A 12,032-nucleotide genomic window follows, 5' to 3' on the forward strand; every position below is an offset into this window, starting at 1 on the left:
ATTTCTCTTTTGACTCTAAAATTTGCAATTCTTCAAAGGAAAATAGACTTTCTTGTAGAATATACAAAGTGACTTCCTCCTTATGGATTTTTGTGGTTTGGTCACTTCAAAATTCTACAAATAAGGGATGAAGTCCTTTTTTATGCTTCAGAAAACCTTATGGTTCTTGGGTTGAAAAATGTGCAAAATGCTCAAATTTAAATAAAGGGGGGAGATTTTCTAATATTTTTCAGTAACTCCAAGATTATTAAGTCTAATATTAGAAGGTATTGGAGGAAATGATTAAAAACATTAAGTATCTATTATTCCTCTTGCTAGTACTTTTTATTATCATACTGACTATTAGTGTAGTTAGAAATAACAGCATAGACATTGTTGGCAATGAGGTAAAAACTATTAAAAAACAGAAGATTGACAATTGGGCTATTAATCTTGTTGGATCGAATCCAACGATGGATACTGATCCTATAAAAATTGCAATCTTAGATAGTGGTATCAATAAGACGCACAAAGAATTTGAAGGCTTATCTTTCAAAGAATATAACTCAATTACTCCTGGCGAGAAAATTAAAGATGAATTCGGGCATGGTACTGCAGTAGCTGGAATTATTGCTGCGAAAGGAATTGAGACCACCGGTATTCTAAAGAACGTTATACTTTACGACGTAAAGGTACTTGATGAAAAAGGACGAGGGAAAATTGAAGATGTGATTGAAGGTATTGAATGGAGTATAGCACAAGAAGTTGACATTATTAATATTAGTTTCGGTTTTTCAAGCGACAAAGTGGAACTTAAATCCGCCATAGATAAAGCTATTGAACAGGGAATTATCATCACTGCGTCTGCAGGAAATACTCTTGGTCTAACGATAGATTATCCAGCTGAATATAATAATGTTCTATCCATCTCTTCTTTTGATGAAGAATTTAAACTTGATCCTTTTTCCGGTATAGGGAAAGTTGATTATTCTGCTCCAGGTGTTGAGATTGTATCTACAGATAACAAAGGTGAATACTCAACATTTTCAGGAACATCATTTGCTACGGCTTACGCAACTGGTGTCATTGCTTCAATTTTGAATGAAAGCGATTCAAATTATAATGCTAATACCATTAGAGAAAAACTCTCCCATTATGTTGTGAAACTAGGGGAAAAAGAACACTTTGGAGAAGGCTTTCTAACATTACAAAAAGAAAGGGTAGAGGAGATTTTAAATGAAAAAGAACTTGATTAAACTATTAGTTGCTACACTTTTGTTCAGTAGTATTGCTGGATTTGCTCCATCTGCATTTGCAGAAGAAACAGAAGTTCCCTCGAATCTAGAGAAAGTTTTAGAAAATGCAGAACAAATTGATGTGAATTTTAATGAAAAAGTTGAGGAAGTTTCAAGTACTGATGATACAACAGTATATGAAGTAACCGCAAATGAATTAGGACTTAACAATGACTCATTTGAAATGGTAGTTGAAGAATCCTCTAAACAAGAGATAACTGTAAACTCTGAGTTAGAAACAGGAGATTTGTCATTTGAATCCGAACTTTACATTAATATTGATACCGGTGAAATGTATGTTACCGAAGAACAAATATCCGAAACTGGAGAAGTGACAAAAACAACATACGACATGTTTTTCACAGAAATCGAAGGTGAAGATTTCATAGCATACTTAATTGATAGAAACTCTGGTGAGCTTTTTGAAATCAATACTATTGATGCCCAGGCTTCAGCTATTCCAGTTCTTGGTTTAATAATAAAACAAGGTGCGAAATGGGCTATTAAAAAGTATGGAAAGAAAGCATTGATTAGTGCCTTTGGAAAATACGCATTGAGTAATGCAATTAAAAACGTTGCTAAATTCACAGTAAAGAATAAGCACTTAAAAGGTGATAAAAGAAATTATGCTAAATTTAACACAAGTAGCCAATCTACTGCTAGAGGATGGGTTAAAGAAGCATTACAAAAAGCGAAAGTTTCTAGTTTTGATATAAATGATAGTGATAAGTTATCATTTAGATTCGATGTCAACTTAGGAAAAAAAGTTGGAACAAAAGGTGAAACAAAAATAAGAATAGTGATAGGATATGATGGTAAGATATGGACAGCATTTCCAGTAAAATAACTTTTGAATACAAATTTGTAAGTGATAAAGGAATTATTTCGAATAGAGATAAAAGTGATGTTCCTACCATATTAGCTGTAGAAGCTACACTTACAATAAAAATCAATAATGAATTATACTTTGAAACAGAACTTGCTATTTTAGAATTCTATAAAGCATTATACGAATGGAAAAACAGAGTCACAGATGAACATACTCCAGAATTCCATTATTATACGATTGAATATGACGATTATGAAGATGGTGCTATTCTGTCTTTAATTCCATTTTCAAATAAAGCAAGAGTGAAATCTATTTGGGCAGAGCAAGATTTGTACAATGTTTTTGATTTAGACTATATCGTAAGGGAATTTATTCAATTAGAGCAAAATCTAAAACGAGATATAGAAAATTACTTTGGAATCGAATTGAAAAAATTCATAAAACATATCCCTTTGATGAAAGGTCCTTATTCGGATGATTATTAGCAAATAAAAGAGGCTGGGACATAAACAAAAAATTAAAGGGGCAGTTGAAATAGTTTTGATAAAAAATTGATATAACGAAAAATTGATTGAAGTGACGGGGCGAGTGCTCCTGTCGCGTACGCTTAGTCGCAAAGCGGAGCAAGCTCAAGGAAGTAAATTCAAAGCTTTCCTGCGACGAGCCCTCTCGAGACACCGCAGGAGCGAATGATTGAATCAAAGGAGGTTCGAGCCGGGCCAGCGGAAAGCGTCCCCGGAACGGAAATCAATTTTAATAACATATCAAAAAAACATCATTTTCTCCAAGGAGAAAATGATGTTTTTTTAGATTTGTCCCAACCTCTTGCTCTTTTCAAGAAAATATTAATATTAATAGGTTCTATACTAATTGAAATGTTTAATACAGTACAGGAGTTAATCATCTCAAGAAGTAGAATTCGTCCTCAAGCAGAGGTTCATCTTTTTACGAATACCCTTTTCTGTGCAGATTGTGGCCGAGGGATGCATTTTAAAAAGAACCGTAAAGGATATGTATGCGGAAACTTTAACAAATATGGCAGCAAGGCATGTTCTGACCATTTTATTAAAGAAAGAGAGCTAGAAGAAATAATCCTGAATGATATAAAGAGTTTTGCACAGCGAATGGATTTAGATAACCTTATCGACCGAGTGATAAAGCAGTTAGAATCTGATACAAAAAATAATACAACCCGTTTAAGCCAAGTTGAGCAAAATATTGAAAAGCTCAAAAAGCAGAAAGTGCAGTTAACCTCATTGCTTGCAGATAACAGTATTGATATTGAAGAATACCGCTTAACAATTGAAGAAATCAATAAAAAAATTAATGATTTGATGTCCGATAAACTGAAGCTAGAAAAATCTAAAGATCAATCCAAACGGGAACGAAAGAATATGAAAAAACTAAAAAATGAATTAAAAGAATATATACATTTCAATAAATTAACCCCTGAGATGCTTCACCGTTTGGTTGATCGAATCGAAATAAAAGAAGACGGTTCACCGAAAATTTATTATCGGTTTGCAAATGATTTTTTAAATGAATAAAGGATATAGGAAAAGCCCGTTTCATTGATTTTCAGAAACGCGCTTTTCCGAATATTTATTTTTTTATAAGCAACGCGCAACACTCCACATGGAACGAGCCGCTTGGATTGATGTCTTGGGCTAATTTTTTGAACCTTACGTTTACGGGAACATGTCAATGAGTTTTTCGGACATTTTTGAAAAATCGCTGTTCACGGGAACATATCTACGCAGGAAGTATATCAGCATAGCCCATTGAAACCTAAAATATGACTCTTGAGGAATAAGTCGTCTTCCTCCACTACTTTACTTTTTTGATTTTCAAGCATGTCTTTAGCAGATCATTCCTAAAGTCAATGTCAAATTCCCTGTAATGCTGGCTTTCTCCCCATTGCCGCATTGATTCATGTTCCGGATGCTTAAGGTCATTCCATGCTTCAAGAAATTCTTTGTAACCGCCAAAACCACCTACATCTTCCGGCGGACAAGCCCCCGCGCCTGCAAGTATTATAGGGTAACCAAACTCATAATCTTCAATGGTTTTTTCCAGTTCAATTTTATGTCTCCAATAATCGCCAAAGTCATAAATGTACTCAAGGGTCTTATATTTTTCCAGATAGTTATCAATTTTGACCGTTTGAGGCTGTCTAACGGTTGTTTCAATTATCCTGGCTATAATGCCATGAGGGTCTTCCTTTCTTGTTGGCTTTTTGCTTTTGTACTTGGCAGAGTAAAATTTAAATACCTCATAGGATTCTTCGTCATTTGTAATTCTGAGTTTCTCCTGCGGAAACTCAAATTCATAAAGATGATAATCCCGCCAACCCATTGAAAATTGTATTGTGTCATGCAGGCGTCTGAAGGTAACATCCGCCGGGATAACTACCCTTCTCCATATTAGTGGTTCGGAATCAATTAATTCGATTTTTATCTGAAAGGCTTTCATCACTTTCACCTGAATTCCTTTCCCGTTATTCTTTTAATCACTTTACAGAACTGCCTCCATTCTTCTGGAAACTTATTGTCGCCATATTTTCTGACGGTTCTCCCGTCTGTAATTATTTCAACGCTCCATTGAGTCCCGTCACAGACTCCGGGTTCTACGTATTTTGCTTTCCAGTTCAGCAGATTGATCTCTTTTAAACTCTTAATGAATTCTTCTGCAGTTTTATTTCGGATGGATCTTGTACTGGTTTTTTCAGAACCACCCTCTTTGAACAGCCATGTAGTTTTAAGATTTTTCAAATCAATATCTACATGATAATACCCGCCAAAGTAACCACCCACTGATGCTTTAAGCCCTTTAATCTGACCGTATATGATGTCAAGCACCTGCTCCCGGTTCCACTCATTTTTACAATCCTTGCAGTAGTATTCCGGACCGCCTTCTATAATGCAACAACCGCCCAATTTTACTTTTCCGGCTTCAGCTTCCTGAAAAAGCTTAAAACTCGGCATGCCATATACAATTTTAACCGAATTCTTAGACCCGCATTTAGGGCATTTTTTATAATTAACAGCCACTTTTCCGCACCTCTTTGCTACATAGCAGTCATTATTAATCCACTACTTCTTTGCCTTATCTATTTCTGAGGTCATACCTGATTTTTATAGTCGAACTATAACCGCTGGGAGTAGTATGTAAAACTTCATCACCAGGCATCATTTTCTCATACATAATCCTGCATATCTGCGGCATCCTGTTTTTCATACCCATCTGCTTATGAATATCCCCTGAAACCAAATCAATATAGTCCTCGCCTCGCAATTTTGCTTCCTGTAACAATTTTTCTATATACTGCCTTACATCATCGGCTGTTTTCCCTTGTGAACCCGTAGCTTCAACAGCCACCCTGACACTATCTTTTGCTCTTTGTACACGTGCTCTATGCCCCGTATTGTTTCTGTAACTATCGTTTCCAAATCTGGCAAGCCACACAACCCGCTCTAATTCTTCATCAGATAAAGGTTGTCCCAGCAAACCCTGTCTATTCCAAAGGCCGCTGTTTGCAATCTCAGGCACAGGGCTATGCAAACCAAGCCAATTGCTGCTCGGGCCAAATGATGAATGCCTGTTTAGTGATGCAATAATACCTTCTTCTAACCTCAATCGCTCAGCTTCTTTATCAACCGGAAAACAAACAAAGGTGATGTTATCTCTTAAATATCGGCTAATTTTTGCCTCAAGTTCAGTTTCAAGCCCTTCATTTATTAAGTGTCCATAGTTTCTTTCGTTTTCAGAATTATGCATATCAATTTCCCACACTTGTAAATATGGATCCGATGCCATTTTCAAAAAAGCCCTACCGATATTTTTACGGAAAATACTACCGTCAGCATCCTCTTTCACAAAGTGATCTCTTAATCTTTGCAACAAACGGTCTTGACCTCTATGGGTACCTACTCTGACTATTCTATCCATACCATGATAATTCTCGCCTTTTTCAAACATTATATATATACCATTTTTATAAGGAATACTGTTAATTATTGACCAATCCAGACGAGGCAAACTATTAAAAAGCATATGAAGAACCTTTGTTTTATCCGATTCTTTTTCAAGCTTAATCAATCTCTCTAACTCTGGAATCCATTCCCCTTGACGTTTACCTTTCAAAGGAAGCCAAAAATGATTCATATGGGGCAACAAATTTTCATGATAAACTTCACCAGCTAAAACAATAAACTCATCATGCTCTAGATCTGAAACCTTTCTTAATTCGTTTAGCACCATTTCTGCCCATGCACGGCGTTCCTGAGTACTTTTATCTTTCAAGGTTTCATTATAAGGTTCGATAATCATGTTCTCTGGTATTAAGCCATATTTTGCAGAAAGGATAAATATTTTATCTGCAATAAGCTTTGCAAAAGAAAAGGCCAGCTGAAACCGCGAGCTTTCTGAATATAAATCTTTTGCTTGGCATTTATATGATTTTTTCCTACTTGTGCAAGAAATCAAAGCAATTTTCATTTTTGTTCGCCACCTATAATTTAAATCTTAAACAAATCGAAACATGCGCTATTTCAGCATGTCCCAATTATTCAAATGATTGTTAACATCAAGTCTTTTCTCAGACTTCAAGCTATGTTCATAACTACCAGAGCGATGTTCGAAGCTTTTGCTATAATAAAATTTAATTATTAAAGGTTTTTTGGCATCAGGTTTGAAGACCTTTATATCGCAAACTATATTTCATAAGGAATTCGAATCCGGATTCCGATTGCATGATGAATAACTCATCAGTTAATCAATCCTTTTACTCAATGCTATTCATTATCTCTTTCATGCTGTCAATTAAATAGTCCTTTTCAGAATCTGACACCTCGCTGTTCTCTTGCAGTCTGGCAATATAGGATTTAATAATATCTTTGGATTTTACAAAGCTGATGTTTCCAGGCAAATTGCTGAGTATCAATTGAGCGTCTATAAATGCGCCCATACTATTAATAACTTGATTCATTAATTTTTCTGCTTGTTCGATGTTCCCGTTTTTCATTGCTTCTTTTGCAGAAATACTAAGGCTACGGATGTCTTCTCCCCATATTGCATATCTTGATGGAGTTGCCTTGCATTCTTCATCACATGAGTCAAAAATCGCTCTTTCTAGTCTGTCCATGCACATTCTTTCACTGTCGTGTTCTTTTACTCTTGTGATTACTACGGGATCATTTCTGTTGTTAAAATTATAAAAGTTTATTACAGCCCGCATCAATGATTGTATTTGAGCCAATCTTTATCATCCCTTTCATCTTAACAATCAATTATAATCAGTTTTCACTGATAAATATGTTTCAGACTGTTGGTAAGGATAAATCACTTCAAAATTCACATCATGGCTGTTTTTCATGTATACTACATTTAAATTCATCGCAATATCCTAAACCATCATCAAATTCCTTAATCTTTCCCTTTGTGCAGCACTTAGGTATACCATTTTCGTCATGTTTACAAAACCAGCAAAAATCGCAAACTGGATCACAAACGGGGTCATTACAGATATACATTCTAATCCTCCTTCAACTTAATGTAGTTGCCTGGCAATGCTTCAAACATATCAGGGTAATGCCCGCACCTTGCCCTTATCTGTGTATATTCCGCCTTACTGCCATCCTTTTTTAAATACAGCCTACGCTTATATATCTCATCGGCAAGTTCAGCAGCATGCATCGTTTTGTTTTCCGCCTCTGATAAGACAATTCTCATAGCTTCATGAAGCGTATAGTTAGGCATTTCGCTCATGCTAATTCCTACATCAGTTAAATTATTTTCATCGTATTTTAAGACTATATAAACCGGCTTATTATCTTTAAGCAGAACAACTTTTCCGTTTTTATCAACAACAGAGAATACATGATCTATATTGGTTTTCAATGAATCAAAGGGAATTAAGCTGTCTATTCTAATATCCATAATTCACCACCTCATTACAATTATATATGAAAAACATTTATTTGTCTATATATTTGTTTATACATTTGTACAAAAATAAAAAAGCCGCCAATTAAGAAGGTTTCCTCCTCAACTGGCGGCAATCTTATTACAATCTTATAGATTCACTTCTATTTCTAACCCAGACTTAAACTCAACCACTAACCTATCATCATATACAATCACTTTTTCAATCAGTTTTCTGACCAGTTTATCATCAAACTCCGTAATATCACCCGTTTGCGTGTTAAGGAAGTCCGTCATCTCAGCAATCCGATCCCTCTTATCTTGGCGAAGAGCGTTTCTTGAAAGTGTTTCTTGCCTTAAATCTCGCAACCTATAAATTTCATTTACAATATTATTGTATTCTTCCTTTAAATTTGCCTTTTGGATCAACTCGGTTTGGAGTTCTTCCAGCCTTTTATCAATATCTGCCGTACTCTCATCCAAATCCTCGCTTAATACGGTTTCAATATTCTTCTTCAGTATGGCCAGAAAAGAGTTTTTTCCGCTGACTGCTACATTGATGGCTTCTACAATTTTCTCTTTAAGCGTATCTTCAAGTATAGTGGAAGCGGTACAAAACAAACAGGTGTTTTCCAATCGGCTAACGCATCTCCATACGATTGATTTCTTTCCTCGGTTATTCCAATGAACCCTGCGGAATATTTCATGACAGTTGCCGCAGAAAACCATCTGTGATAAAGGATGATTATTGCTATAGTTTCTCTTCTTTCCGTTCTTACTTATATGCACACATCTTCTTTTGACAAGCTGTTCCTGAACCTGCATAAAAATTTCACGCGGGATTATAGGCTCATGGCTGTTTTCTACATAGTATTGCGGAACAATACCATTATTGGGTACCCTTTTCTTCGATAAAAAATCTACAGTATATGTTTTCTGCAGCAGTGCATCACCGATATATTTTTCATTCCTCAAAATCTTATTGATGGTACTGGTATGCCATCTGGGATTGCCTGCACCCGTCAGAATTCCGTCAGCCTCCAAACCCCTAGCTATCTGTAGCATACTGGAACCTTCAAGGTATTCTCTGTAAATGCGTTTGACGATCTCAGCCTCTTCAGGTACGATAACTAAATTGCCATCCTTATCCTTTGTATAGCCAAGAAACCGGTTGTGATTGATATGGATTTTTCCTTGCTGATATCGGTACTGAATACCCAGTTTTACATTCTGGCTTAACGATTGGCTTTCTTGCTGTGCCAAAGATGCCATAATGGTCAACAGGATTTCTCCTTTGGTATCCAGCGTGTTTATATTTTCCTTTTCAAAGTAAACCGGAATATTTTTTTCTTTAAGCTGCCTTATGTACTTTAGGCAGTCCAGCGTATTTCTTGCAAAACGGCTGATAGATTTTGTGATTATCATATCGATTTTGCCCTGCATACATTCTTCTATCATCCGGTTAAACTCTTCACGCTTTTTTGTGTTAGTTCCGGTAATACCTTCATCTGCAAATATACCGGCTAACTCCCATTCTGGATTGCTTTTGATGTAGTTTGTGTAGTGCTCAATTTGCGCTTCATAACTGGTTGCCTGCTCCTCGCTGTCCGTAGAAACACGACAGTAAGCTGCTACCCGAAGCTTAGGCAATTCCTCGGCCTTTGCACTATTCCCGATTCGCTTACGGGCAGGAATTACCGTAACATTCCTGGTTGTCATCTAAAATCACCTCGCTCTTAATAAGACCATAAGCATACTCTGCCTGCTGAAATGGATCATCGTATAGATTATCTGGCATTGAAGCATGAAACTTAAAATTCAGGTATTTCTTTTCATTTCCTTTATGTTCATAAATCCTGCCAAGCGCCTCAGCTCGCCTGCGTCTTTCCAGTTGTGCTTTTTCGAATGTGTCCTTGCTGATAATTGGCGGATAAAATTTGTCCTCAACATACCGTTTATCTGAAAGCATTCTTGCAACAGATGTGTGGTAACGCTTAATACCTGCTTTTTGTGCCGCTTCGCTTAAAGAAAGCCCGGAAAGATAAGCCTCAAATAGTTTCTCAATCTTAACTGCTTCCTCTTCATTAATTACAGCCCTACCGTTTTGAATGATATATCCAAAAGGTATATGGCTCATCATTTCACCAGCCTTTCTCTTAAGTTCAACCCGCATTTCATTTTGAAACTTATTTCTTCTTGTGAAAACACAATGATTTCTTCAATAAAATCCTCAAATATTTTGCTATCGAATGCATCAATCTGCTTTTCAGCTTTCGTTGCAAATTTAAGAAGCTTCTCAACCTCAACAAGGATAGTCTGACTCCCATCGATTGCGCGTTTTATGGCTTCTTTTTGTTCTTTTAATATGGCTGCTTCTTTGAGCAGCTCATTTTTCTGTGTATTAAAAAGAGCGGGTTCCAGGTATCCTTTGGCCATAAGACCCATAATCACCTGAACTCGCTCTGTATTTTCTTTGATTTTTGTTTCCATCTCCTGAATCTTTGTTATGTTATCTGAGTAATTTGTCTTCTTTAAGCTTTGTAGCAATGGTCTTAGAATGAATTTATGACCGAAAATAAGCTTATTGATCATTACAACGAAGGCCTGATGGATCGCATCCTCTCTGACAAACTTCATGGAACAGCTTGATGCGTCCTTTATGTGCTTTGTGCAGCACCATGCAATATATTTACGGTCACCGCTGCCATGAATTCGACGCTTAAAATTGCTGCCACATTCTGCGCATTTGATTTTCCCAGAGAAAGGGTAGCGTTTTTGATACTTACTGCTTCCCTTAATTACACCTTTTTCTTTTCCTCTTTGCTTTAATATCTCTTGGGCGGCTTCAAATTCCTCATGGGATATAATGGCTTCATGATGATCTTTTATCATGTATTGATCTTTTTCCCCATGATTATAATGCCGCTTAAAATTCTCATCTGTATAGGTTTTTTGCAGAAGGACATCCCCAGTATATTTTTCATTGCTTAAAATGCCGCGGATAGTTGTCGCTGTCCAGTGTGAACCTCTCTTTGTTGGGATTTTATCCGAATTTATCCCATCTGCAATTATCTGTGTGCCTTTACCGTCCAAAGCCTCGGAAAAAATCCGCTTTACGATTTCAGCCTGTTCTTTATTGATAAATAGCTTTCCATCCACATAATCGTAACCATAGGGAGGATACGAAATTTTGTATGTTCCGTTTTGGAACCTGCGCCTGATAGACCACTTACTATTTTCTGCAATGGATAATGACTCGTTTTCTGCAAGGCTGCTCAAAATTGTCAGCACCAATTCGCCTTCCATGCGCTGCGTGTTTATATTCTCTTTCTCGAAATAAATGAAAACACCGAGATCGGTAAGTTTTCGCACCATCTCAATGCAGTCGGTTGTATTTCTGGCAAATCTGCTGACTGACTTGGTTATAATAAAGTCAATTTTCTTGTTTTCACAATCTGCAAGCAGCCTTAAAAGTCCAGTCCGGTTTTCCTTTTTTGTGCCTGATATGCCTTCATCATAGTAAATCCCTGCAAATTCCCAATCAGGATTTGCTTTTATATAGGATTCATAATGGTCCTTTTGTGCTTCCAGGCTTGCCATTTGTTCATCACTGTCTGTTGAAACCCTGCAATAAGCCGCTACCCTCACCTTTGGCTTGAAAGCTTGGAGAGCATTGTTTCCATCAATCCTCGTTACCTTTCTCACTGTTTTCACCTCCTTTTGGTATGTGACATGTTACCTCTGTGTGCCGCTAATAGCAAGCCAATTAGGCCATAAGCTGTGCATACATCGGCGTGAAAGTTTTGCGGTTCAACTTGTCGATTTTGTCGAATTCCTCCTCTGAAATCAGTCCCGCCTTAAGCATCTTTTGCAGGATTTTATATGCCCGCCAGTAATCAACCTCTCTTTGAATTTCCTCCTGCGTTATCTTTGTATAGTTCGTTTTCTGCGGGTTATATGGTAAATGATTAGCCGCCTCTATCATTCAAGCACCTCCTATAAAGACT

Annotated in this window: 13 protein-coding genes; 4 read left to right on the forward strand and 9 right to left on the reverse strand. The window is 36.7% G+C overall.

Annotation, left to right across the window (positions count from 1 at the left end; genetic code table 11):
* The first annotated feature begins 278 nt into the window (after positions 1–278).
* From ACFPOH_RS16225 to ACFPOH_RS16240, 4 genes are all read left to right on the forward strand, one after another.
* Positions 279–1,235 carry a S8 family peptidase gene (locus ACFPOH_RS16225; protein WP_390310635.1) on the forward strand — a complete coding sequence of 319 codons (957 nt, stop codon included), beginning with the start codon at positions 279–281 and terminating at the stop codon, positions 1,233–1,235.
* Positions 1,216–2,121: an SAR2788 family putative toxin gene (locus ACFPOH_RS16230; protein WP_341361598.1), complete on the forward strand. Its 906-nt coding sequence runs from the start codon at positions 1,216–1,218 to the stop codon at positions 2,119–2,121. The genes ACFPOH_RS16225 and ACFPOH_RS16230 overlap by 20 nt, the downstream gene beginning before the upstream one ends.
* Entirely contained in the window at positions 2,097–2,588 is a 492-nt protein-coding gene (locus ACFPOH_RS16235) for a DUF7878 domain-containing protein (protein ID WP_141603098.1), read from the forward strand. Before ACFPOH_RS16230 ends, ACFPOH_RS16235 begins: the two co-directional genes overlap by 25 nt.
* Positions 2,589–2,792: 204 nt before the next feature.
* On the forward strand, positions 2,793–3,650 hold the full coding sequence (locus tag ACFPOH_RS16240; protein WP_390310637.1) for a recombinase zinc beta ribbon domain-containing protein: 858 nt from the start codon (positions 2,793–2,795) through the stop codon (positions 3,648–3,650).
* A 280-nt stretch (positions 3,651–3,930) separates the two neighbouring features.
* Here ACFPOH_RS16240 and ACFPOH_RS16245 read toward each other — a convergent pair whose 3' ends face one another.
* The 9 genes from ACFPOH_RS16245 to ACFPOH_RS16285 all read right to left on the reverse strand — a co-directional run bounded on the left by ACFPOH_RS16245 (position 3,931) and on the right by ACFPOH_RS16285 (position 12,010).
* Positions 3,931–4,575 carry a plasmid pRiA4b ORF-3 family protein gene (locus ACFPOH_RS16245; protein ID WP_014256612.1) on the reverse strand — a complete coding sequence of 215 codons (645 nt, stop codon included), beginning with the start codon at positions 4,573–4,575 and terminating at the stop codon, positions 3,931–3,933.
* A gap of 5 nt (positions 4,576–4,580) precedes the next feature.
* Positions 4,581–5,153: a hypothetical protein gene (locus tag ACFPOH_RS16250; protein WP_014256613.1), complete on the reverse strand. Its 573-nt coding sequence runs from the start codon at positions 5,151–5,153 to the stop codon at positions 4,581–4,583.
* 55 nt (positions 5,154–5,208) lie between these two features.
* Positions 5,209–6,600: a DUF6884 domain-containing protein gene (locus tag ACFPOH_RS16255; RefSeq protein WP_078683309.1), complete on the reverse strand. Its 1,392-nt coding sequence runs from the start codon at positions 6,598–6,600 to the stop codon at positions 5,209–5,211.
* A 286-nt stretch (positions 6,601–6,886) separates the two neighbouring features.
* Positions 6,887–7,360: a hypothetical protein gene (locus ACFPOH_RS16260; protein WP_390310639.1), complete on the reverse strand. Its 474-nt coding sequence runs from the start codon at positions 7,358–7,360 to the stop codon at positions 6,887–6,889.
* 275 nt (positions 7,361–7,635) lie between these two features.
* Complete coding sequence (locus ACFPOH_RS16265; protein WP_012032692.1) at positions 7,636–8,040, reverse strand: hypothetical protein; 405 nt, start codon at positions 8,038–8,040, stop codon at positions 7,636–7,638.
* A gap of 135 nt (positions 8,041–8,175) precedes the next feature.
* A complete protein-coding gene (locus ACFPOH_RS16270; protein WP_390310641.1) occupies positions 8,176–9,744 on the reverse strand; it encodes a recombinase family protein in 1,569 nt (522 codons plus the stop codon).
* Positions 9,707–10,165 (reverse strand): recombinase family protein, encoded by a 459-nt coding sequence (locus ACFPOH_RS16275; RefSeq protein ID WP_465270746.1) that lies wholly within the window; start codon positions 10,163–10,165, stop codon positions 9,707–9,709. Before ACFPOH_RS16275 ends, ACFPOH_RS16270 begins: the two co-directional genes overlap by 38 nt.
* Positions 10,162–11,730 (reverse strand): recombinase family protein, encoded by a 1,569-nt coding sequence (locus ACFPOH_RS16280; RefSeq protein WP_390310642.1) that lies wholly within the window; start codon positions 11,728–11,730, stop codon positions 10,162–10,164. Before ACFPOH_RS16280 ends, ACFPOH_RS16275 begins: the two co-directional genes overlap by 4 nt.
* 61 nt (positions 11,731–11,791) lie before the next feature.
* Positions 11,792–12,010 carry an SHOCT domain-containing protein gene (locus ACFPOH_RS16285; RefSeq protein WP_390310643.1) on the reverse strand — a complete coding sequence of 73 codons (219 nt, stop codon included), beginning with the start codon at positions 12,008–12,010 and terminating at the stop codon, positions 11,792–11,794.
* Positions 12,011–12,032: the final 22 nt, after the last annotated feature.

Origin of the sequence: Ureibacillus suwonensis, assembly GCF_042655065.1 — a bacterium.
Taxonomy (GTDB): domain Bacteria; phylum Bacillota; class Bacilli; order Bacillales_A; family Planococcaceae; genus Ureibacillus; species Ureibacillus suwonensis.